This window comes from Actinosynnema pretiosum (genome assembly GCF_024171695.1).
In the GTDB taxonomy this organism is placed as follows: Bacteria; Actinomycetota; Actinomycetes; order Mycobacteriales; family Pseudonocardiaceae; genus Actinosynnema; species Actinosynnema pretiosum.
The window spans coordinates 259,562-281,892 of record NZ_JAMTCF010000013.1 but is presented as its reverse complement, the minus strand read 5'-3'; the positions used below and the strand labels follow the sequence as shown (position 1 = coordinate 281,892).

At 72.4% G+C, this 22,331-nt stretch carries 20 protein-coding genes; 7 read left to right on the top strand and 13 right to left on the bottom strand.

Annotated elements, in window-relative coordinates; all coding sequences use genetic code 11:
- Nucleotides 1-16: 16 nt before the first annotated feature.
- From LV78_RS26450 to LV78_RS26440, 3 genes are read right to left on the bottom strand one after another with little or no spacing between them, the layout of a single operon-like run.
- Nucleotides 17-2,047: a hypothetical protein gene (locus tag LV78_RS26450; RefSeq protein WP_253848330.1), complete on the bottom strand. Its 2,031-nt coding sequence runs from the start codon at nucleotides 2,045-2,047 to the stop codon at nucleotides 17-19.
- Complete coding sequence (locus tag LV78_RS26445) at nucleotides 2,044-3,192, bottom strand: 5'-methylthioadenosine/S-adenosylhomocysteine nucleosidase family protein (protein ID WP_253848329.1); 1,149 nt, start codon at nucleotides 3,190-3,192, stop codon at nucleotides 2,044-2,046. Before LV78_RS26445 ends, LV78_RS26450 begins: the two co-directional genes overlap by 4 nt.
- The gene (locus LV78_RS26440) at nucleotides 3,189-3,917 is read right to left on the bottom strand and encodes an NUDIX hydrolase (protein WP_253848328.1); all 729 of its coding nucleotides are present in this window, start codon (nucleotides 3,915-3,917) and stop codon (nucleotides 3,189-3,191) included. Before LV78_RS26440 ends, LV78_RS26445 begins: the two co-directional genes overlap by 4 nt.
- Nucleotides 3,918-4,155: 238 nt before the next feature.
- On the opposite strand from LV78_RS26440, the gene LV78_RS26435 reads away from it, so the two are divergent.
- Both LV78_RS26435 and LV78_RS26430 read left to right on the top strand, forming a co-directional pair.
- A complete protein-coding gene (locus tag LV78_RS26435; RefSeq protein WP_253848327.1) occupies nucleotides 4,156-4,314 on the top strand; it encodes a hypothetical protein in 159 nt (52 codons plus the stop codon).
- A gap of 13 nt (nucleotides 4,315-4,327) precedes the next feature.
- Nucleotides 4,328-4,735: a hypothetical protein gene (locus tag LV78_RS26430; protein ID WP_253848326.1), complete on the top strand. Its 408-nt coding sequence runs from the start codon at nucleotides 4,328-4,330 to the stop codon at nucleotides 4,733-4,735.
- Nucleotides 4,736-4,780: 45 nt separating this feature from the next.
- Here the strand turns inward: LV78_RS26430 and LV78_RS26425 are convergent, their stop codons facing one another.
- From LV78_RS26425 to LV78_RS26415, 3 genes are read right to left on the bottom strand one after another with little or no spacing between them, the layout of a single operon-like run.
- On the bottom strand, nucleotides 4,781-5,191 hold the full coding sequence (locus LV78_RS26425; protein ID WP_253848325.1) for a PRC-barrel domain containing protein: 411 nt from the start codon (nucleotides 5,189-5,191) through the stop codon (nucleotides 4,781-4,783).
- 53 nt (nucleotides 5,192-5,244) lie between these two features.
- Complete coding sequence (locus LV78_RS26420) at nucleotides 5,245-5,970, bottom strand: DUF7669 domain-containing protein (RefSeq protein WP_253848324.1); 726 nt, start codon at nucleotides 5,968-5,970, stop codon at nucleotides 5,245-5,247.
- A 29-nt stretch (nucleotides 5,971-5,999) separates the two neighbouring features.
- Nucleotides 6,000-6,722 carry a hypothetical protein gene (locus LV78_RS26415; protein WP_253848323.1) on the bottom strand — a complete coding sequence of 241 codons (723 nt, stop codon included), beginning with the start codon at nucleotides 6,720-6,722 and terminating at the stop codon, nucleotides 6,000-6,002.
- Nucleotides 6,723-6,933: 211 nt separating this feature from the next.
- Between LV78_RS26415 and argG the strand changes: the two genes are divergently transcribed.
- Complete coding sequence (gene argG, locus LV78_RS26410) at nucleotides 6,934-8,379, top strand: argininosuccinate synthase (protein ID WP_253848322.1); 1,446 nt, start codon at nucleotides 6,934-6,936, stop codon at nucleotides 8,377-8,379.
- Nucleotides 8,380-8,430: 51 nt separating this feature from the next.
- On the opposite strand, the gene LV78_RS26405 is transcribed toward argG, so the two are convergent.
- The 7 genes from LV78_RS26405 to LV78_RS26375 all read right to left on the bottom strand — a co-directional run bounded on the left by LV78_RS26405 (nucleotide 8,431) and on the right by LV78_RS26375 (nucleotide 17,940).
- Complete coding sequence (locus LV78_RS26405; protein WP_308208759.1) at nucleotides 8,431-11,013, bottom strand: family 78 glycoside hydrolase catalytic domain; 2,583 nt, start codon at nucleotides 11,011-11,013, stop codon at nucleotides 8,431-8,433.
- A 111-nt stretch (nucleotides 11,014-11,124) separates the two neighbouring features.
- The gene (locus LV78_RS26400; protein WP_253848321.1) at nucleotides 11,125-13,164 is read right to left on the bottom strand and encodes a cellulose binding domain-containing protein; all 2,040 of its coding nucleotides are present in this window, start codon (nucleotides 13,162-13,164) and stop codon (nucleotides 11,125-11,127) included.
- Nucleotides 13,165-13,379: 215 nt separating this feature from the next.
- Nucleotides 13,380-14,390, bottom strand: a complete 1,011-nt coding sequence (locus tag LV78_RS26395) for a glycine betaine ABC transporter substrate-binding protein (RefSeq protein ID WP_253848320.1) — start codon at nucleotides 14,388-14,390, stop codon at nucleotides 13,380-13,382.
- A complete protein-coding gene (locus LV78_RS26390; RefSeq protein WP_253848319.1) occupies nucleotides 14,387-15,163 on the bottom strand; it encodes an ABC transporter permease in 777 nt (258 codons plus the stop codon). The genes LV78_RS26395 and LV78_RS26390 overlap by 4 nt, the downstream gene beginning before the upstream one ends.
- Nucleotides 15,160-16,272, bottom strand: coding sequence for an ABC transporter ATP-binding protein (locus tag LV78_RS26385; protein ID WP_253848318.1), 1,113 nt, complete (start codon nucleotides 16,270-16,272; stop codon nucleotides 15,160-15,162). The genes LV78_RS26390 and LV78_RS26385 overlap by 4 nt, the downstream gene beginning before the upstream one ends.
- On the bottom strand, nucleotides 16,262-16,960 hold the full coding sequence (locus LV78_RS26380; protein ID WP_301307339.1) for an ABC transporter permease: 699 nt from the start codon (nucleotides 16,958-16,960) through the stop codon (nucleotides 16,262-16,264). The genes LV78_RS26385 and LV78_RS26380 overlap by 11 nt, the downstream gene beginning before the upstream one ends.
- 341 nt (nucleotides 16,961-17,301) lie before the next feature.
- Nucleotides 17,302-17,940 carry a hypothetical protein gene (locus LV78_RS26375; RefSeq protein WP_253848316.1) on the bottom strand — a complete coding sequence of 213 codons (639 nt, stop codon included), beginning with the start codon at nucleotides 17,938-17,940 and terminating at the stop codon, nucleotides 17,302-17,304.
- Between the two features lie 409 nt (nucleotides 17,941-18,349).
- Between LV78_RS26375 and LV78_RS26370 the strand changes: the two genes are divergently transcribed.
- From LV78_RS26370 to LV78_RS26355, 4 genes are read left to right on the top strand one after another with little or no spacing between them, the layout of a single operon-like run.
- Nucleotides 18,350-19,486, top strand: coding sequence for an ABC transporter substrate-binding protein (locus LV78_RS26370; protein WP_253848315.1), 1,137 nt, complete (start codon nucleotides 18,350-18,352; stop codon nucleotides 19,484-19,486).
- Nucleotides 19,487-19,489: 3 nt separating this feature from the next.
- On the top strand, nucleotides 19,490-20,401 hold the full coding sequence (locus LV78_RS26365; protein ID WP_253848314.1) for an ABC transporter permease: 912 nt from the start codon (nucleotides 19,490-19,492) through the stop codon (nucleotides 20,399-20,401).
- A 26-nt stretch (nucleotides 20,402-20,427) separates the two neighbouring features.
- Nucleotides 20,428-21,222 carry an ABC transporter permease gene (locus LV78_RS26360; RefSeq protein ID WP_253848313.1) on the top strand — a complete coding sequence of 265 codons (795 nt, stop codon included), beginning with the start codon at nucleotides 20,428-20,430 and terminating at the stop codon, nucleotides 21,220-21,222.
- Between the two features lies 1 nt (nucleotide 21,223).
- Nucleotides 21,224-22,279 (top strand): ABC transporter ATP-binding protein, encoded by a 1,056-nt coding sequence (locus tag LV78_RS26355; RefSeq protein WP_253848312.1) that lies wholly within the window; start codon nucleotides 21,224-21,226, stop codon nucleotides 22,277-22,279.
- The last annotated feature ends 52 nt before the right edge of the window (nucleotides 22,280-22,331 follow it).

The window sequence follows — 22,331 nt, the reverse complement described above, 5'->3', positions numbered from 1 at the left end:
GGTGTGTTCGAGGGCATCAGCCGGACGCCAACGCCGTCTGGAGCCCTGCGGAATAGGGGTCCCGGTCGATCCACCCCTTCCCCTCGGCAGCGATTCCCTCCAGGATGTGGAGCGTGTGCACGAACCCGGCCGCGTCCAGGTTCATCTGGGCGAGCGACTCGGGGCTCTCCTCCGAGTCCGGCTGCGCCCGCTCGGGGTCCGTGACGCGGATGTCCCTGGTCGGGCCGTTCATCAGGGTCAGCTCCAGGGTGTGCCCCAGGTCGTCGGTCTTGTCCACGTGGACTGAGGAGACCGCGTCGAAGCGGAAGTTGTTGCGCTGCTGCCCGTTGCGCACGGCCCGCTCGAAGTGCAGCTCGGTGCTCACCTCCCGCACCCCGTCGTGCGTGATGAGGAAGAGGCGGATGTCGTACGTCGAGTAGCGCCACGGTCCGCCCTTGACCCGCGCCCGCTTGTACCTCCTCGCAGGCGTCTGCAGCAGGGCGTGGGCGATGATGTCGCGCCACGCCAACCGGTAGTGGCGCAGCGCCTCGTCGAGCGCCAGCGCCTTGTCGCAGTTCAGCCAGGTCTCCATTTCCTGCTCGGACGGCCTGGTGGAGTGCAACCTGTTCCGCCACCGCTGATGGGCCTCCTCGCGTTCGGCCAGCGTTTCGGCGTACACCCGCGCCGCCTCCGCCAAGCGGCGGCGCTCGCTGATGGCGAGCCGCCAGCGCGGGACCGCGATCCGGCCGCTGACCAAGGCGACCGCAGTCGCCGCCACCGCTCGAACCACGTCGACCTCCACCGCCGCGGCCACGACGCCCGCCGCAGCCGACAAGGCCACCGTCAGCGAGAGCACGCACGTGATCTTCAAAGCGGACGTGGTCCGATGCCGTTCGCGGTTCGCCTGGATCACGCCCCGCTCCCAGTCCTTCCTGGTCTTGCCGACCAAGTGCCGGATCAACCAGCCCACCCGGTCACCGTTGATCTCCTTCACCGAGTACAGGGCTGCGACTTCGTCGCGCAGCGCGTTGCGGATGTCGACCGTCTCCGCCATCCAGGGCGCCCGATCCGTCCCGGCCGGGACGTACTTGTTGAAGTAATGCGCGAAGTCGTGGTGCACCTTCCTGAACGACTTGTCAGCGCCGCCGAGGTCTGCTCGCCTCCGGCTGATGCGCGCGTTCCGCTCGAGCCTCGACCGCTCCGCGTCGCAGTGCCACTCCAACGCGGTGCGCCCACCGATCCCGGCCGCGACGAGCGTGACGAGGAACGCGAGGACCGGGAGTGGACCGGGACGCGCGAGCAGCAACCAACCCAGGTACCCGAACGCGGCGGCTGCCGTGCACGAGCAGAGGAACGCGGTGAGCAGACCGCGGGTGGTGCTGCGGTCGGGCTCCGGGCGCAAGGCCCTCGGCTCGGCGGGCTCCGGGTGGAAGTAGGCCCACACCCGGTTCATCCGATCCCCGCTGTCCTTGGTCCGCTCGGCCCACTGGCGGGTCCGCGCCCACACCGCGTCCCTCATACCGCCGGTCAGGACCAGGTCCAGGTGCTGGATGACCTTGTCGCGTTGGCGCGGGTCGAGTGCCAGCAGCTTCTCGAGCGCGAGTTCGGGGTCCGTGCGGTCTTCGGAGCCCTCAAGGCAGTCCAGCAGGTCGCAGATCGCCTCCAACGCGCGCTGCCACTCGTCCTCCGGGTAGTCGCGCATGATCGACGCCCGGTTGAGCTGGGCTCGTTCCGCCGGGGTGAGGTCCCGGTAGGACCGCTTGCTCAGCATCGCCAGGACCCAGTGGAAGCGCACCTCGGCGCTCTCGTGCCCGTGCGCCATGGCTTCGCCGATGAGGTCGCGGGCCCGGCTGGGCACCCCGTCGTCCAGGAAGCGCACGCCCACCTCGTACTTCCGGCTCGGCGGGGCGTCGGGGAGCACCTGGTAGACGGTGGAGTTGTGCACGTGCTCGGCCTGGATGCCCACGTTCGCGCCGCTCGCGGCGGTGTTCACCGTGTTGGTGCCGTTCTTGCCCGTGCCCTGCGCCGCGCCGTCCCCGCCCGTACCGGCACCGCCCGTCGTGGTCACGACAGCCCCTTCGCGGCGGCGATCAGGGCGACGACCCTCGTCGCCAGGTCCGTCACGTCGGAGACCAGCCCGTGCAACCGCTTGAGCGCCAGCACGAAACCGGGTTCCCGCTCGGGTGCGCCAGTCCCCAAGGCCTCGGTGGCGGCTTCGAGCTCCGCCTTGGCGGCCTCGTAGGTGCCGGTGTCCAGATCGCCTGCCGCGTGCGCGCCGCGCAGGCGCAGGCTGAAGGAGGAGAGCTCGTCCGCCAACTTCGGCGTGCTCATCGCAGGCGCGCTGTTCAACAGCACGACCGTGCTGCCGGTGACGTTCGCCGCCTGGATGCCCACCTGTCCCGAGGCGAAGTTGTTGACGGTGGTGCCTGTTCCCGCGTCCCTGCGCTTGCGCATCACGGCCTTCTCCTGTTCCTCGGTCATCTCCTCGGCGAGCCTGACCGCGAACGCCGCAGCGTTCGCAGCCGCCCTCGGCTGCCAAGTCCCGTCGCTGTCGGACCCCTTGGTCCCGTCCGCCCGATCGCTGATGCCCCGCACGATCGCCACCGGCGAACCGTTCAGGTGCCCCGCCTGGGCCACCCCGGCAGCTTCCATCTCGATGGCCAGCGCGTCGTTGTAGTGCTCCCTGATCCAGCGAGCCTCGTGGGAGAGCCGCGAGTTCTGCACCACCTCTCCCGCCGCGATCGCTCCGAAGTGGACCCTCGGGGACCTCGCGCCCTGCGGCGGGGCGTCCGCCCACCCGCCTGTCCGGCTCAGGTGCGCGGCCAACTGGGTGATCCCGTGCGCCGCCTCCCACACGCGAGGGCGTGCCTTGGTCCCCGCGTCCTCGCTGGTGCTCCCGTGGTAGGCGTAGACGTGCGTCGCCACGACGACGTCCCCGAGCGCGGTCGTGTCCCACAGCGCGCCCGCCACACCGACGAAGAACACCGCCTTGGGGGAGAAGTGCTGAATGGCGCGCTCGGCGATGACCGCCGCCGGGTGGTTCCCCTTGCCGGTCATCCCGAGCACCACGCGGGAACCGGTGCGGGGCGTCCGGCACTCCTCGAAGCGGGTGCCCCGCTGGTGCAGACGCGTCCTGTGGTCAGCAAGCCTCTGCCGCACGGCCTCGTACTCCAGGTTGAAGGCGGTGAGCACCACCACCGGGCCGTCGCTCACCAGTCCTCCCCGGAACCCGGCGTCCCCGGCTGCACGAGCGGCGGGTACAGGGCGGTGACCGGGCCCGGCTGGAACAAGCGCGCCGGTCTGCCCTTCGTCACCCGGCGATCTGCGCCTGCGGGGATGATGAAGCCCTTCGACCGCTGGACCTTCCGGTAGAAGTTCCGCTGGTCCAGTCGTACTCCCCACACCGCCTCGTAGACCTCCTGGAGTTCCGCGATGGTGAAGGTGGCGCCGCAGAACGCGGTGGCGAGTGCCGTGTGCTCCAGCTTGGTGCGGGCGCGCGCCACCCCGTCGGCCACGATCTGCCCGTGATCGAAGGCGAGGGTCCGCCGACCGGCCAGGACGTCGTCCACCGATTCCCACGAGGCGTTCGCCGCGTCACTGCCCGCGACGGGGTCTGGCAGTCCGGGAGCGATCGCCAGGTAGGCCACGGTGACGATCCGCCCGCGCGGGTCCCGGTCGGGGGCGCCGTAGATACCCAACTGCTCCAAGTGCAGCCGGGAAGCGTCCAGGTCGGCTTCCTCCTGCAGCTCGCGCTCCGCCGCCGCGCGGAGGTCCTCGTCGGTGTGGTTGAGGAAGCCGCCGGGGAGAGCCAGTTCGCCCAGGTGGGGGGTGACACCGCGTTCCACCAGGAGGACGTGCAGCCGCGCGTTGCGCAGCGTCAGGATCACGAGGTCGACTGCTATGGGGATGGCCGGTGGCGACCAGGACTCGTCGGGCATGGCGTTCAAGCTAGCTTACTGTCACTTAGACAGGAAGGGGCTGGCGCTTGCTCTTGTCGGTGACACCCGTTCGGCTGGCAGCCGTGTTCGACCGGTGACGCTGACGTGTCCCTACCCGTCATCGCTCGGCGTCCTGCGCCTTTTGGATCGAGGGCGATCCCTGACACGTGGGCGAGATCGCTGCACAGCTCAACGGTCCGGGGATCGTGTCCGCCGCGTCCGAGGCGCTGCCCACCTGGTGCGGGGGAAGGTCCTGCATTCGCTGGCGCAGGCGCGCGAGCACACCGGTGCGGTGCTGCCCGCGCTGCTGGGACGGTGGAAGCGGGAGCACGACAAGGCGGCGCGGCTCGGAATCCCGTTCGCCGTCGCGGAACTGCTGCGGTCCGCCGGGAGGTGAGTGGCCGGGTGAGGTGCTCGACTGGCTCTTTGGACTGGCGCGGTCCGGTGATCCGGCGGTGCGGTTCGCCGGAGTGCTCGCGGCCCGGCGCACCGGGCGCGGTGGGTGCGACCCCCGGCACGTGGACGTGTTCGTCGACCACCTCGGTTCGGCGGACCTGGAGGTGTGGACGCGGCTCTGGACCGGCGCGCGGAAGCCGGAGCTGGTCGTTCGCTGGGCGGTGGGGTTGCTCGGCGATGTGCCCGGTGACGACCGGGACGGGCGGACCCGGTTGATGGCTGCCCTGCTGCGGCGAGGTGATCCAGTCCGGAGGGGAGGTGCGCTGTTTTTTTTTGGGGGGGGGGGCGACCCCGTCGAGCGCGTCGCGATAGACGAGCGGCTGCGCCGTGCGGCGCGCGAGGTCCTGGACGCCATCGGGTGACGACCCCGGCCCCGCGACCGCGTTCGGGTCGCGGGGCCGCTCGGGTCAGAGCATCGGCGGCAGGAGGCGGTAGCTCTCGGTGTAGTAGTCGCCGGTCCTGGTGCGGTAGTCCTCGTGGTCGGCGCCGTCGGTGAACTCCGGGGCGTCCTTGATCTGGTCCTTCGTGCGGTCGACGTGGACCGTCCGCGCCTCGTGGTCCACGCGCTCCACGGTGCCGATCGGCAGGACCACCTTGCGGCCGAAGATCCAGGGGCCGGTGTCGACCACCAGGCAGTCCGCCGGGACCTCCGCGTCGTCCTCGTGGACCTTGCCGATGCCGCCGTCCGTCGCCTCGACCGAGTAGCCCACCAGCGGGCTGCCGGGGCGGGCCTCGGGGGCGGTGTCGGGCTTCGCGTCGCCGACGGGCAGCCACGACGGGTCGCGCCACGCCCACGGGTAGAACAGGTTCGGGTACACGGTGACCTCCGTTGGTCGGTTACACCGAACGGGGTACCCGTTGCGCGGGGTGATTACGCGCGGCGGGTTCGGCGGTAGCGGCCCCGGTCCACCCGCTCCAGGTCGTCGTGCGGGGTCGTGGTGTGGACGGGGGCGTTGCGGCACAGGTGGGAGGTCACCATCGTGCGGATCGTGGACTCCGCGTAACCGGTGCCCCTGCGGGTCATCTCGACGATCACCTCGGCCAGGGTGAACGTCGTGCCGCCGGAGCGGGACAGCACGGCGTCCACGGCCGACAGGATCTCCTCCCGCGCGCCCGCGTGGGCGCCGCGCCGGGCGGGCTGCGGGCGTGGGACCGGGTGCGGGTCCACCAGGCGCACCTCCAGGCCCAGGAGCGGTGACGGGAGCAGCGCGGCGGTCGTGTCGTGGCCGCCGTGGAGGCGGGCGCGCAGGTGGTCCGGGGCGATCAGCACGAGCAGGCGGTCCACGTCGCCCGCGCGGGCGGCCAGGCGGGTGCGGCGCTGCTCCACCTCGGCCTGGAACGCGCCCCCGGCGGGCGGGAGCGCCACAGCGATCAGGGCGGCCCGGCCCGCGTGCTCCACGCGCAGCTCGGGACCGGCGCGCAACCCCGTCGCCGGGACGCCCGCCACCACCAGGGCGCGGGCGATCGCGAGCCGCGCCACGTCCCCGGTGACCAGGTCGCCCAGCCCGGCCGCCGCGTGCGCCCGCAGCTCGGCCGCGACCGCCTCCCACGGCGCGCTCCCCAACCACGGCCGTCCGGCCACCGGCGTCCCCTCCACGTCACCCCCGCGCGGGCGGGGAACCCCGATCAGGGCAGGTGCACGGCTGCGCTGGTCGAGGCTGCGTAGAAGTCCGGGGTGCCGTCGTAGACGGCCCGCCACCAGCCCGACGGGATCGCGTCGAGGTAGGCGTAGTAGATGAAGCCGCCCTGGTGGACCTTCTGGGTGAGCGCGGTCGCCGCCGTGGTCCAGTCGGCGCCCGTCTCGGAGAACTCCAGCCGCAGCGTCGGACCTGCGGGCAGGAGCGGGATGCGGGCGATGTCGAAGAACATCGCCCCCTCCAGGATCGGCCCGCTCGGACCGGTGCGGGTGTGCGGGGCGCCCGTGATGGTGCGCTGGAGCACCACCGACTCGGCCAGGGTGAGCGAGGCGGCCTGCAGGTCGCCGCCGCTCGGGGTGAACCGGAGCCGGTAGTAGCCGGTCATGGCCGGGGTGGTGGTGATGGTGAACGCGCCGCCGGTCAGCGCGCCGCTGCCGCTGCCCCAGTTGCACGTCTCGACGCCGCCGACCCTGGACGAGCACAGGCTGGCGGCGACCTGGCCCCCGGTGGTGACCGGCGCCCAGCCGTCGTCGGTCCGCGCCAGCACCGTCCCGGTGATGGTGTGCCCCGCGCCCGCAGGCACGGCGGTGGCCGGGCTCACCTCGGCGACGATCATCGTCGGAACCGGGTCGGCGACGGCCGGTCCGGCTGCCGCCGGTGCCGCCGTCGCCACGGCCAGCGCCAACGCCGCCAGCACGGGAATGAGCTTCATGTGCGCCCCTTCGGGGTGGGGTTCGTGACGCTCCGGACGCCGGTTCTTCGCGGGCCGGACTCGCGGGGTTACGGTTCGGGGCGGTGTCGCACCGAACGGACCGCGCCCGAGCAGGCGGGAACGGGTGAGCCGCGTCACCTTTTGGCGGTCGGGCAGGGGAAACCGCGGCCCCGCTGTGAATGATCATGCAGTCCTGTGCATAATTGTCGACGTGTCCAAAGTGCTCACTTCCCTCCCCGCCGGCGAGCGGGTCGGCATCGCCTTCTCCGGTGGCCTCGACACCTCCGTCGCGGTCGCGTGGATGCGTGAGAAGGGCGCGGTGCCGTGCACGTACACCGCCGACATCGGCCAGTACGACGAACCTGACATCGCCTCGGTGCCCGGCCGCGCCGCCGCGTACGGCGCCGAGCTGGCCCGCCTGGTCGACTGCCGCGCCGCGCTGGTCGAGGAAGGGCTCGCGGCGTTGGCCTGCGGCGCGTTCCACATCCGCACCGGCGGTCGCACCTACTTCAACACCACCCCGCTCGGCCGCGCCGTGACCGGCACCATGCTGGTGCAGGCCATGCTCGACGACGACGTGCAGATCTGGGGCGACGGCTCCACCTACAAGGGCAACGACATCGAGCGGTTCTACCGCTACGGCCTGCTGGCCAACCCCGCCCTGCGGATCTACAAGCCGTGGCTCGACGCCGCCTTCGTCACCGAGCTCGGCGGGCGCACCGAGATGTCCGAGTGGTTGCAGGCGCGCGACCTGCCGTACCGGGCCAGCACCGAGAAGGCCTACTCCACCGACGCCAACATCTGGGGCGCCACGCACGAGGCGAAGTCGCTGGAGCACCTGAACACCGGCCTGGAGATCGTCGAGCCGATCATGGGCGTCCGCTTCTGGGACTCCTCGGTCGAGATCCCCACCGAGGACGTGACCATCGGCTTCGAGCAGGGCCGCCCGGTCACGATCAACGGCAAGGAGTTCGGCTCGGCCGTCGACCTGGTGCTGGAGGCCAACGCGATCGGCGGCAGGCACGGGCTCGGCATGTCCGACCAGATCGAGAACCGGATCATCGAGGCGAAGAGCCGGGGCATCTACGAGGCCCCCGGCATGGCGCTGCTGCACGCCGCGTACGAGCGGCTGGTCAACGCGATCCACAACGAGGACACGCTGGCCTCGTACCACAACGAGGGCCGCAAGCTCGGCCGCCTGCTGTACGAGGGCCGCTGGCTGGACCCGCAGGCGCTGATGGTGCGCGAGTCGCTCCAGCGGTGGGTCGGCAACGCGATCACCGGCGAGGTGACCCTGCGGCTGCGGCGCGGCGAGGACTACTCGGTGCTCGACACCGCCGGTCCGTCGTTCAGCTACCACCCGGACAAGCTGTCGATGGAGCGGACCGAGGACTCGGCGTTCGGGCCGGTGGACCGGATCGGGCAGTTGACGATGCGGAACCTGGACATCGCGGACTCGCGGGCGCGGCTGGAGCAGTACGCCGGGCTGGGCATGGTCGGCAGCGGCCAGTCCACCCTCATCGGCGCGGCTCGGGTGGCTCCGACGGAGCTGATCGGGACGCTGGAGGAGGGTGGCGCGGAGGCGATCGCGTCGCGCGGGCAGGTCGACCACTCCGAGCTGCTGGACCGGGCCGCGATGGAGTCGGGGACGGACTGAGGTCGTTGTGCCGCAAGGGGTCGGGGGTGCTCCCCGGCCCCTTGCGGCGTCTCACCACCCGTGCACCACGTCCGCCCGCGCCGCCCGGCACGGCACCGTGAACCGGTGCCGCCCCGGCCCCACCTCCTGCGGTGGCGCGCCCGGCAGGTCCAGGACCGCGCGGGTTCCCGTCGGGGCCACCACGTCCACCACCGCCCGCTCGCCCGAGCGCCGCCACGCCACGCGCGCCCTCCCGTACGGCGTCAGGTGCTCCGCCTCCGCGCTCGTCAGCCCGCCGCCGAACCTCGGGGCCACCCGGATCACCCGGTAGCCCGGCGCGCCCGGCGCCAGACCGGCCACCGCGCGGTGCATCCAGTCCGCCACCGAGCCCAGGGCGAAGTGGTTGAACGAGGTCATCTCGCCGGGGTTCACCCTCCCGTCCGGCAGCAGCGCGTCCCACCGCTCCCACACCGTCGTCGCCCCGCGCTCCACCGCGTACAACCACGACGGGCACTCCCGCTGGGTCAGCAGCAGGTACGCGTCGTCCAGATAACCGTTGTCCGCCAACGCGTCCAGCACCACCGGCGTCCCCGCGAACCCCGTCCCGACCCGGTGCCCCTCCGCCCGCACCAGCCCGGCCAGCCGCCGCGCCACCCGCGTCCGCTCCCGCGCGGGCACCAGGCCGAACCGCAGCGCCAGCGCCAGACCGGTCTGCGTGCCGCCCTGGTCGGGGAACGCCCGCGTGAACCCCGCCGTCACCCTGCGCGCCAGCGCGCGCAGCCGCACGGCGTCGCCGGGAGCGCCGATCAGGTCCGCCACCTGCGACAGCACCCGAGCCGACCGCGCCGCGTACGCCGTCGCCACCACCGCCGGATCGGTGCGCGCCTTGTGCGGCTCGTCCGGCGGCGCGGCCGGGTCCAGCCAGTCGCCGAACTGGAAACCCCGCCGCCACACCCCGTCCGCGTCCAGCGCCCGCTCCACCCGCGCCACCCACGCCCGCGCGCTGGGGTAGCTCGCGCGCAGCACCTCCAGGTCCCCGAACCGCTCCCACAGCACCCACGGCACCAGCACCGCCGCGTCACCCCACAGCGCCACCGGCCCACCGCCCAGCCCCGCCCCCAGCGGCACCGACGGCACCACCAGCGGCACCGTGCCGTCCTCCGCCTGCTCCGCCGCCAGGTCCGCCAGCCACGACACCAGCGCGCCCGCGCAGTCGTGCAGGAACGCCGCCGCTGGCGCGAACACCTGCACGTCCCCGGTCCACCCCAACCGCTCGTCGCGCTGCGGGCAGTCCGTCGGCACGTCCACCCAGTTCCCCCGCGCGCTCCACACCACGTTCTCGTGCAACCGCTCCAGGTCCGGGTCCGAGCACCGGAACCACCCGGTCCGCCGCAGGTCCGTGCCGCACACCGCCGCCACCGCGTCCGGCGCACCCGGCAGCCCGGTCACCTCCGCGTACCGGAACCCGTGGTACGTGAACGACGGCTCCCACACCGCCGACCCCGCCGCCCCCGGCGCGTACCGGTCGGTGGCCCGCGCCCCGCGCAGCGTGCGCGTGCACAGCTCGCCGCCCTCCAGCACCTCCGCGTGCCGCACCACCACCTCCCGCGCCGCGCCCTCGTCCACCCGCAACCGCAGCCGCCCCACCAGGTTCTGCCCGAAGTCCAGCAGGTGCCGCCCCCGCCCGAGCGCGGTCACCGACACCGGCCGCAGCAGCTCGGTCCGGCGCACCGGCGGCCCGGTCGGCGCGACCAGCGTCGCCAGGTCCCGCGCCACCACCTCGACCGCGCCCCACCCCGAGTCGTCGAACCCCGGCTCCGCCCACCCGCTCGGGTGCCGCCGGGCGTCGAAGTGCTCCCCGTCGTACAGGCTCGCCGACACCAGCCCGCCCGACCCGGCCCGCCACCGCTCGTCGGTGCCCACGACCTGCCGCGACCCGTCCGCGCCGACGACCTCCAGCTGCACCAGCGCGGCCAGCCGGTCCCCGTACAGCGCGCGCCGCCCGGTGAACCCCAGCCTGCCCCGGTACCAGCCGTCCGCCAGCGCCACCCCGAGCGCGTTGCGCCCCCGCCGCACCAGCCCGGTCACGTCGTGCGTGCGGTAGCGCAACCGGTGGTGGTAGCTGGTCCACCCCGGCGCGAGCACCTCGTCGCCGACCCGCGACCCGTTCAGCAGCACCTCGTGCACGCCTTGCGCGGTCGTGTACAGCCGGGCCCGCTCGACCGCCGCGCGCACGGTGAACTCCCGGCGCAGCAGGGGAGGGCGGCGTCCGGCGACCGGCGACACCATGCGCGCCACCCAGTCCGACGGCCGCAGCAACCCGGCCTCCACGAACGACGGCGCGCTCCACGGGCTCGGCGCGTCCCCGTCGCCGCGCACCCGCACCCGCAGCTCCCTGCGGTCCCGCGACCCCAGCGGCTCGGCGGGCCACGGCGCCAGGCTCGACCGGTCCGACTCCACCCACCCGGTCGGCTCGCCGCCCACCTCGACCTCGTACGCCCGCTGCACCCACCCGGCCTCCGCCGCCGTGGTCCACGACAGCCTCGGTTCCGCCTCGCCGATCCCCAGCGGTGTCCGGTGGTGCTCGACCACCGGCGCGGACGGGAACGGGACGTGCCACTGGGCCGTGGAGCGGGCGTGCGGGACGTGGGGCACGGATCGACCTCCTGGGGTTGGCGTGACCCCCTGTCCTATCGCCTGCGCGGAAGGCGGGGCAGCCCCTGATAGGGGTAGCCCTGCCTTCCGATCACCGCAGTGCGGCGGTGCTCACCGCAGCGAGCACGGCACCCCGTTCAGCGAGAACGCGGTCGGCAGCCGGTTCGGGCCCTGGTAGGAGCCCACGAAACCGGTCGAGACCGTCGCGCCGGGGGCCAGCAGCCGGTTGCCCGCGTCGGCGGTCACCGTCACCGACCGGCCGGTCTGCGCCCACGTCCCGCTCCAGCCGCTGTCGACCTTCTGCCAGGCGTTGGGCCAGTCGAACGCCAGCACCCAGCCGTCCACCGGGGCGGTCCCGGTGTTGGTGAGCTGCACGTCGCCGACCCAGCCGTTGCCCCAGTCGTTGGTGTTGGCCAGCTTCACCGCGCAGGTGGACGAGGCGGGCGCGGCGGTGCGGAACACCAGCGGCGGCGAGGACCAGGACACCCGGCCCGCGTTGTCGCGCGCGATGACGGTGACGGTGTACTCGGTGCTGGGCGACAGGTTCGTGGCGGTGAAGCTGCCGCCGGTGGTCTCGCCCCACTGGTCGGTGCGCGTCCCGACCTGGCGGTGCACCTCGTGCTTCAGGCCGGGAGCCGCCGCGGGCAGGGTGATCACGGCGCTGCGATCGGTGATCGAGGACGCGGTCGGCCGGGCGGGGGCCGAGGGGCCGGTGTTCGCGGACGCGGGGGCCAGCTCCAGCGCGGTGATCGAGTACGGGGCGAGCCGGACCGCGCCGGACGTGCCGGTGGACGTGGTGATCGCGGTGTCGCCGTTGCCGTAGGTCCGCACCACCGCCGAGGACTTCGGGGTGAAACCGCTGTAGTCCAGGGCGACCGACTTCGCCGCGTCCGGGTCCCGGTTCACCAGCAGCACCGACAGCCCGCCGTCCGGACGACGGGCGGCGTGCGCGCGCACCAGCGGGTCGGTGCTGGAGGCGGCCACGAACTGGTCACCGGGGCGCGCGAACCGGGAGGTCAGCGCGAGCGCGTGGTACGGCGCGAACGGCGTGTTCAGCGCGGGCTGGCACACCGAGCCGTCCTCGGTGCAGTTGGCGCTGGAGAGCAGGCCGAAGTCGTCGTAGTCGGTCTGCCCGGCGACCGTGCTGACCTTGCCGAGGCCGTTGTGCACGTTCCACCAGTCGACGGTGAACGCGCCGCGCGCCAGCAGCGAGGCGTAGGCGTCGGCGGCGAACAGCGCGGTCGGCTGGGTGTTGCGGGCGAAGTTCGTGTTCAGCTCGGTGAACGCGATGCCCAGGTCCCGGCCGGTGTGCCTGCGGATCTGCTCCTTGGCCATCGCCATCATCTCGGGGATGGTGTCCGCGCTGGCCAGCAGGTCGGGGGCGTTCGTGCCGCGTGGGTACCAGTGCAGGATCACGAAGTCGATGTCCGCGCCCGCCGTGGACAGCACGACCTGGTTCCACGAGCCCGCGTCACCGGCGGCCGTGATGGCGTCCGGCCACTCGCCGGGCGTGGTCAGCACCGCGCCGATCTTGATGGTGGGATCGACCGCCTTCATCGCCCGCGAGTAGTCGCGCACCAGCCCCGCGTACCCGGCCGGGCTCTTGTCCTCGTGGTGGTCCTCCTCCCACGCGGTGCCGTAGTGGCCGTTGCCGTAGAGCTCGTTGCCGATCTCCCAGTGCTCGACGCCGTAGCCCTTGTCGATGTTGGCGCTGCGCACCCAGTCGGCGGCTTCCTCGGGCGTCCCGGTGCCGTAGTTCGCGGTGACGATCGGCTGACCGCCCGCGCGCCGCACACCGGCCATGAACGTGTCGAAGTCGGTGTTCGGGGCCACGTAGCCGCCGGGGGCGGTGTGGTCGCGCCAGTGGTAGATGTCCGAGTACGAGCCGCCGGGGTAGCGCATGGCCCGGACGCCCGCGTCCTTGAGCAGGTCGGCGACCTGCGGGGTGCCGAGCTGGGAGTCCCAGATGGCGTGGTTGACGCCCATTCCCAGCTCGGGGGCGGTTTCCAGGCCCGCGCGGGTGTTCACCGCGACGCGGGTGTCGGCGGCCTCGGCCACCGGGGGATCGGCGCTCGGCGACGCCCCTGCGGGCGTGGCGAGCGGTGCGGCGATCAGGGCGAGTGCCAACAAAGCGGTGCGGGGAGCGCGCATCTGCCGTCCTCATCGACGATGATGATTGGGAGCGCTCCCAGACTGGGAGGGGGAGGGGCGGATGTCAATCGTCCGGCCGCACCCCCGCACCCCCGCGCGCTCACGGGGACACCGGGCACCGCGCCGTCCGGTGGTCCCGCGAAAGCGAGCGGGGCGGGTGGGGACCGCGCCGTCCCCACCCGCCCCGCTCGCTCCGAGTTCCGAACCCGGACCCGCTAGCGCCGAGCGCCCGCGGCCATGGTGTCGTCGGGGATCGACACGAACCCCTCGCTCACCATCCAGTCCCGCGCCACCGCCGCCGGGTCGCGGCCGTCCACGTCCACCTCGGCGTTCAGCCGGATGATCGTGTCGTTGTCCAGCTTCTCGAACACCGGCGTCATGATCCGCTCGATCTCCGGGTGCTGCTCGTGGAACTCCTCGCGCAGCACCAGCGAGGCGTTGTACTGGGGGAAGAACTTCTTGTCGTCCTCCAGCACCACCAGGTCCAGCGCCAGGATGCGGCCGTCGGTGGTGAACACCTCGCCGAAGTTGCACAGCCCGTCGGCGGTCGCGGTGTAGATCGTGCCGCTGCCGAAGGTCTTCACCTGCGCCGCGCCCGCGTCGAAGCCGTAGGTCTGCGCCACGCCGGGGAACCCGTCGTTGCGGCTGATGAACTCGGTCTCCAGGCAGAACACGCCCTTGCTCGGGTCGTTCTTCACCAGCTCGGCCATCTGGCTGGTGGTGCTGAGGCCGTTGGCCTCGGCGAACTCCCGCGTCACGGCGAACGCGTAGGTGTTGTTGACCTTCGTGTAGTCCAGCCACACCAGGCCGTTGCGCTCCAGGTCGGCCTCGCGCACCGCCTCGTACTGCTCGCGCTCGCCCGCGATCGGCTCGGTGTTGCCCAGGTAGCTGATCCAGCCGGTTCCGCTGTAGTCCCAGGACAGGTCGGCGTCACCGGTCAGCAGCGCCTGCCGCGAGCTGTTCGAGCCCTGGATGTTGGTCATGTCGTTGACCTCGGCGCCCGCCGCCGCCAGCGCGACCTCGGTGATGTAGCCGAGCACGATGTTCTCGGTGAAGTCCTTGGACCCCACCGAGACCTTCACGCCCTCCAGCGCGGGCTCCGGCCGGATCGAGCCGGGCGCCACCTCGAACGGCAGCGCGAACGAGCTCTCCAGCCCGCACCCGGTCACCGTCAGGCACAGCGCCGCGCCGATCGCGGCCAGGCCCCTCCTGCTCCTGCCGCTCATCGCAACCCCTTCGGTCCCAGGTAGGTCTCGGCCACCGCGCCCAGCCAGTCCACGAGCAGCGCCAGGCCGACGGCCAGCACCGCCCCGGTCACCAGCACCGGGACGCGGGCCAGCTTGTAACCGGTGTCGATCAGCAGGCCGAGGCCGCCGCCGTTGACGAACACCGCGAGCGTGGCCACGCCGACCGCCAGCACCAGCGCGGTGCGCAGGCCCGCCAGGATCAGCGGCACCGCCAGCGGCAGCTCCACCCGGCGCAGCACGGTGAACGAGGACATGCCGATGCCGCGCGCCGCGTCCACCAGCGCCGGGTCGACGCCCTGCAGGCCCACCACGGTGTTCCGCAGCACGGGGAGCAGCGAGTAGAACGTGATCGGCACGACCGCCGCCCACATGCCCTCGGCGCCGGTGGCCATGAAGTACAGCACCAGCACGCCGATCGCGGGCGCGGCCTGGCCGATCGTGGCCAGCCCCAGCACGACCGGGGCGGCCCTGCGCGCCCAGCGGCGGGTCACCAGCACGCCCAGCGGCACCGCGATCGCCACCACCAGCGCGGTCACGATCAGGCTGATCACCAGGTGGTCCCAGGTGGCGGTCAGCAGCGACGAGGCGTTGATGCTCTGCTGCTCGATCGAGTCGAGGTCCAGGCCGAACGCCCACAGGAGCACCCCGCCGACCAGCAGGATCGTGGCCGCGGGCTGGACCAGCAGGCGCAGGCCGTCCGCGCGCGAGCGCGTGGCCGCCTGGGTGGGACCGTTCACTGCGGTCGCGGTCACGCGGGAGCCCCCGCGTGGTCGTCGCGCGCCTGCTGCACGGCGCCCATGACGGTGTCGATCTCGACCAGGCCGACGTACTCGCCGCGCTTGCCGGTCACCACGGCCGCGCCGCCCTCGGTCAGGATCGCCTCCAGCGCGTCCTGCAGGGTCGACTGGAGCGACACCAGGTCGCCGACGGGCTTGCGGCTGCGCGGGTTGCGCGCGTGCACCCAGCTGACCGGGCGGTTGCGGCTGTCCAGCAGCAGCGCGAACTCGCGGCCCGCCTCGTCGAGCTTGCGGCGGATCTCGGTGGAGTCGGTGTCCTGCGGGGCGGTGACCGCGCTGGCCAGCTCGACCTCGCGCACCCGGCGCAGGGTCAGCTGCTTGAGCGAGGCGCCCGCGCCGACGAAGCCCGCGACGGTGTCGTCGGCCGGGTTGGCCAGCACCGCCTCCGGGGTGTCGTACTGCAGGATCCTCGACTGCTCGCCCAGCACCGCGATGCGGTCGCCGAGCTTGACCGCCTCGTCGAAGTCGTGCGTGACGAACACGATCGTCTTGCCCAGCTCCGACTGGAGCCGCAGCAGCTGGTCCTGCAGGTTGCCCCTGGTGATCGGGTCGACCGCGCCGAACGGCTCGTCCATCAGCAGCACGGGCGGGTCGGCGGCGAGCGCGCGGGCCACGCCGACGCGCTGCTGCTGGCCGCCGGAGAGCTGGCGGGGGTAGCGGTCGCGGTAGTCGGCCGGGTCCAGGCCCACCAGGTCGAGCATCTCGTCGACCCGGTCCCGCACCTTGGACTTGTTCCAGCCCAGCAGGCCGGGCACGGTGCCGACGTTCTGCGCGACGGTCATGTGCGGGAACAGCCCGGCCTGCTGGATGGCGTAGCCGATGCCGCGCCGCAGCTCGTCGGGGTCCAGCGAGCGGGTGTCCGCGCCGTCGATGGTGATCTTGCCGGAGGTCGGCTCGATCAGCCGGTTGATCATCCGCATGGTGGTGGTCTTGCCGCAGCCCGAGGGGCCGACGAACACCACGATCTCCCCGGCGGGGATGGTCATGCTCACCGAGTCGACGGCGGCGCGCTTCGTGCCGCCGTACCGCTTGGTCACGTCCACGAGTTCGATGTCACTGGCCACGGATCCCCCTAGAGACGGTGTAGCGTCCGATCAGCGCGAAGACCCCGTCGAGGAGCAGCGCGAGGACGATGACGCCGAGCGTTCCGGCGATCGCCTGGTTGGTGGCGTTGGCACTGCCCGCCCTGGTCAGCCCGGCGAAGATCTCCACGCCGAGGCCGGGGCCGCGCGCGTAGGCGGCGATCGCGGCGATGCCCATCAGCATCTGGGCCGAGACGCGCATCCCGGTCAGGATCGCGGGCCACGCCAGGCGCAGCTCCACCGAGGTGAGCACGCTGAAGCGGCTCATGCCGATGCCGCGCGCGGCGTCCCGGATCGACCGGTCGACCCCGCTCAGACCGACGATCGTGTTGCGCACGACGGGGAGCAGGCCGTAGAGCACCAGCGCGGCCACGGTGGGCGGCGCGCCGAGGCCGAGCACCGGGATCAGCAGTCCCAGCAGGGCGAAGGAGGGGATGGTGAGCACCGCGCTGGCCAGGGCGGTGGCCGTGGCCGAGCCCAGCGGGCTGCGGTAGACGGCGATCCCCACGCCGACACCGATCAGAGCGGCGAGGATCGTGCACTGCACGACCGCGCTCAGGTGGAGCAGCGACTCGGTGAGCAGCCTGCTCCACCGGTCCGCCACGAAGTCCCAGAAGTTCACGGCGACACATCCGGTTCGTTTTCGATCATGGGCGACTCCTTTTCCCATTCGGGCGAGTTCTAAACACGTGCCTGCTACTCCTGGCAGCGCCCGCCGTTGGGCCGTTTGAGGTATACCGGCGTAGGGGGCGCCGATGGGCGGTGGTTCTGGCGATGTCAGGTAATCGTCAGGTGCGCTGAGTGACGACTCGGTCGGCTGTGCTGGGAAAACCCCTGCTGAGGGCCGGGTTTTTCGGTAACCGGCGGTAGTGTCCACTTGAGACACGTCTTGCGGTGGTCCGCAGGCCGATGTGGCCTGGCTGACAGATGTCGGGGTTGCGGAATTGTTGCGCTACTGACACTTCGCGCGTTCGTGCAACGTTTTCGGCGTTGTGGCGCAAGGGATGCGGATCACGTTTGAAGTGGATTCCCCTTGGCTGCGGGAAGTGCGGCGCGGCGCTTGGCGCGCAGCACGAGCCAGGCGATCGGGTAGCCGATCGTGGCGAGCAGCGCGATCACCGGGATCGTGCGCCCCAGCACGAAGGTCCCCAGCAGCACGTCCGCCGCCGGGATCGCAAGGCCCAGCGCGAACGCCCAGTTCGGCGCCGCCTTCCGCTTGCCCGGTCTGGTCCACGCGGTGCGGCCGAACGGCTTCGCGGTGGAGAACCACACCTGGCACGCCAGCGCCGAGGCCATCAGCAGCGAGCCGAACCGCATCAGCGCCGGGTCGCCGTCCAGGCGCAGGTTCGGGCTCAGCACGAAGATCCCCAGGTACAGCTGGCTGAACGTGATCACGAACTTCGCCAGCACCCACCAGTGCCGGAAGAACCCCCACGGCGTCAGCGCGGACAGCGCGAGCCCGGTGAACGCGGACGTCGTCGCGGCCAGCTGCACCGCCTGGTGGTCGATCACCAGCGCCATGCCGAACGCGGCCTCCCGCGCCCCGCCGGACAGGCGCAGGGCGTTCGTGGTGAGCAGGGACAGCGCGAGCGCCATGGACATCCAGAGCGTGGACGACACCACGTGCGCCCACACCAGTGCTTTTCGCATCGGAGAACCCCCTGGTCGGTCGGACCGCCGAACACCTCGGCGAACCGGCGAAGCTAGTGCCGGGAGAGGGGCGCGAGCGGGGTGATGCGGGTGACTCCGGGGGGAAATCGGGGTAGGGGTCGGGGTGGTCCCGGTGCTGCGGCTCGGGGATGCGCCGGGGGTTCGGCCACCGGGCCGCGAACCCGCCTCGGAGCAGCACGGAGCGTCACTCGTCGTAACCGCCATCCCCCGTCCGGCGGCTCTCGTTCACCGACTGGAAACCCTTGCTGCACTGGGAATTCTCCATTCACGTCGGCAGGGTCTCAGTCCCGTCACCTTCCTTGACACCGCTACCGAGAGTTCTGAAACCTTCCCCCGTCCGGTGCGCCGCCTGCCCCGGAAAGCCTTGTCCACGAGGAAGGTCCCTCCTGTGATCCACAACCGTGCTCTCCGTGCGGTCGGCGCGGGCGCCGTCGCGCTGGCGCTCGTCACCGCCTGCGGCGCCCCGCCCGCCAAGGACAGCGGGAACGCCGCGTCCGGCGGCAGCGCCGCCTCGGCGAAGTCCGCCGCCGACCTCGGCGGGATGGACAAGCTCGTGGAGGAGGCCAAGAAGGAGGGCGCGCTCAACGTCATCGCGCTGCCCCCGGACTGGGCCAACTACGGCGAGATGATCAAGGCGTTCGGCGACAAGTACGGCATCGAGGTCAAGTCCGACCAGCCCGACGCCTCCTCGCAGGACGAGATCAACGCCGCCGAGCGGCTCAAGGGCAGCGACCGGGCGCCCGACGTGTTCGACCTCGGCCTGAACGTGGCCATCGCCAACGCCGACAAGTTCGCGCCCTACAAGGTCGCCACCTGGGACGACATCCCGGCCGAGCTCAAGGACGCCGACGGCCGCTACTTCGCCGACTACGGCGGTTTCATGTCGATCGGCTACGACGCCTCCAAGGTCCCCGCGCCCACCAGCGTCAAGGACCTCCTCAAGCCCGAGTACAAGGGCAAGGTCGCGCTCAACGGCGACCCGACCCAGGCGGGCGCCGCGTTCTCCGGCGTGCTGATGGCCTCCCTCGGCAACGGCGGCTCGGCCGACGACATCGCGCCCGGCGTCGAGTTCTTCAAGCAGCTCAAGGCGGCGGGCAACTTCCTGCCGGTCGACCCGACCCCGGCGACCATCGAGTCCGGCCAGACCCCCGTGGTCATCGACTGGGACTACACCAACGCCGCGCAGACCGCGAAGCTCGCGGGCAAGCTGGACTGGAAGACCGTGGTGCCGCAGGAGGCCCAGGTCGGCGCCTACTACAACCAGGCCATCAACGTCGACGCCCCGCACCCGGCCGCCGCGCGGCTGTGGCAGGAGTTCGTGATGAGCGACGAGGGCCAGAACATCTACCTCAAGGGCATGTCCCGCCCGGTCCGCATGGAGGCCATGACCACCGCGGGCACCGTCGACACCGCTGCCGCCGCCGCGCTGCCCGCCACCGGCGACAAGTCCGTCTACCAGACCCAGGAGCAGGCCGACAAGGCCAAGCAGGCGCTCGCCGCCACCTGGGCCCAGGCGGTGGGCTGACCGGTGGTCGCACCCGTCGACACCTCGGCCGGGGGCGGCGCCACCGCCGCCCCCGGCCGGGGGCCGTCCCGCCGGTCGTGGGCCGCGTGGCTGGTGGTCGTGCCGTTCCTCGCCTACGTCGGCACGTTCCTGCTCTACCCGACGGCGCTCGTGCTCGCCGGGGCGTTCCAGGACGACGACGGCGCCTTCACCCTCGCCAACCTGGCCACCCTCACCGAGGGCGTCTACCTCCAGGCGTTCCTGCGCAGCGTCCAGCTGTCCGCGCTCACCGCCCTGATCGGCGCCGCGCTCGGCGCGCTGCTGTCCTGGGCCGTGGCCTCCGGCAAGCCGCAGGGCGTGACGCGCAAGGTCGTGCTGGCCGCGTCCGGCGTGCTCGCCCAGTTCGGCGGCGTGCCGCTCGCATTCGCGTTCCTGGCCACCGTGGGCTTCCAGGGCCTGGTCACCCGGTTCCTGGCCGACGCGTTCGGCCTCGACCTGTTCGCGACCGGCGCGTGGCTGTTCGAGCTGCCCGGCCTCACCCTGGTCTACACGTTCTTCCAGATCCCGCTCATGGTCATCGTGTTCCTGCCCGCCGTCGACGGGCTGCGCCCGCAGTGGCGCGAGGCGACCGAGAGCCTGGGCGGCTCCGGCTGGACCTACTGGCGGCACGTGGGCGGCCCGATCCTGCTGCCCGCGTTCCTCGGCTCGGCGCTGCTGCTGTTCGCCAACGCGTTCTCCGCCTACGCCACCGCCGCCGCCCTGGTGTCCCAGGGGAGCCCGATCGTGCCGCTGCAGATCCGGGGCTTCCTCACCGGGGAAGTGCTGCTGGGGCAGGAGAACCTCGGCAAGGCGCTCGGCCTGGGCATGATCGTCGTGGTCGGCGTGGCCATGGGCCTGTACGCCCTGCTCCAGCGGAGGTTCGCCCGATGGCAGTGACGCGGGAAGATGTGACGCCAGAGCCCGTGAAGCCCAAGCGCCGCAAGGGGAGCGGCGGCGTGCTGCGCGCGGTCGTGCTCGTGGTGCTCGGCGCGTACTTCGCGCTGCCGCTGGTCGCCATGGCCGAGTTCTCCACCAGGGGCGCGAACGGCACGCGCAGCCTCCGGTCCTGGTCCGGCATCGTCACCGACCCCGACCTGGTCGAGGCCATCTGGGTGTCGGTGCAGCTGGCCCTGCTGTCCTCGCTGCTGGTGCTGGCGCTGCTCGTGCCCACCATGGCGTGGATCCGCCTGCGGCTGCCCGCGCTGCGCCGACCGGTCGAGTTCCTGTGCCTGCTGCCGGTGGCGATCCCGGCGATCGTGCTCGTGGTCGGCATGGCCCCGCTGTACGCCTGGGTCGACTACTTCCTCGGCGACTCGCCGCTCACGCTCGCCCTCGCCTACGCGGTGCTGGTGCTGCCGTTCGCCTACCGCTCGCTCGACGCGGGCCTGTCCGCGATCGACCTCAAGACCCTGGCCGAGGCCGCCAGGGGACTGGGCGCTGGCTGGGGCACGGTGCTGCTGCGGATCGTCGTGCCGAACATCCGCACCGCGCTGATCAGCGCCGCCCTGCTGTCCGTCGCGCTGGTGCTCGGCGAGTTCACCATCGCGTCCCTGCTCAACTTCGACACCCTCCAGGTGCGGGTCAACCTGATCGGCAAGCGCGACGCGGGCGTGTCCATCGCGGTGTCGCTGCTGTGCCTGCTGTTCGCTTTCGCGCTGCTGCTCCTGCTGTCCTCGGCGGGCAGCAGGCGGCGCCGCGCCACCGCCGAGGAAGGCTGAGATGGGTCATCTGGAACTGAAGGGGCTGCGCAAGTCCTTCGGCGGGCACACCGCGCTCGACGGGCTCGACCTCGACCTCGCCGAGGGCGAGCTGATCAGCCTGCTGGGCCCCAGCGGCTGCGGCAAGACCACGGCGCTGCGCATCGTCGCGGGCTTCGAGACCGCCGACGCGGGCTCGGTGCTGGTCGAGGGGCGCGACATCACCGGCGTGCCCGCGAACCGGCGGGACATGGGCATGGTGTTCCAGGCCTACAGCCTGTTCCCGAACCTCACCGCCGCGCAGAACATCGAGTTCGGGCTGAAGCTGCGCAAGCAGCCGGACCGCAAGGCCCGCGCGGGCGAGCTGCTGGAGCTGGTGGGCCTGGCGCACCTGGGCGGGCGCTACCCGCACCAGCTGTCCGGCGGCCAGCAGCAGCGCGTGGCGCTGGCCCGCGCGCTGGCCATCCGGCCCAGGGTGCTGCTGCTCGACGAGCCGCTGTCCGCGCTGGACGCCAAGGTCAGGGTCGGGCTGCGCGAGGAGATCCGCCGCATCCAGACCGAGCTGGGCATCACCACCCTGTTCGTCACGCACGACCAGGAGGAGGCGCTGGCCGTCTCCGACCGGGTCGGCGTGATGTCCCACGGCAGGCTGGAGCAGCTGGACACCCCGTCGAGGGTGTACCGGGAGCCCGCGTCGGCGTTCGTGGCGCAGTTCGTCGGCGTCACCAACACCGTGGCGGGCACGGTCGAGCCCGGCGGGGTCCGCCTCGGCGCGCACCTGCTGCCCGCGCCCGGCGCGCCGGGGGTGGCGTCCGGCGACGCGGTGTCGGTGATCGTGCGGCCCGAGGACGTCGAGGTGACCGCGCACCCGGCCGGTGGCGACGGGACCGGCGCGCTGCTGGGAACCGTGGTGGCGCAGAGCTTCCTGGGTCCGGTGACCCGGATCTCGGTGCGCTTGGCCGGTGGTGGGCAGGTCGTGCGGGTGGACCACCCGTCGTCCCGCGCCACCGACTTCCCGGCGGGCGCCGAGGTGGCGCTGCGGGTCGCGCCGGACCGGGTGCTCGTCGTCCCGGCCTGACAATCACGTTGCGGGGAAAGGAGAAGGGGCCACCGGATCACCGGTGGCCCCT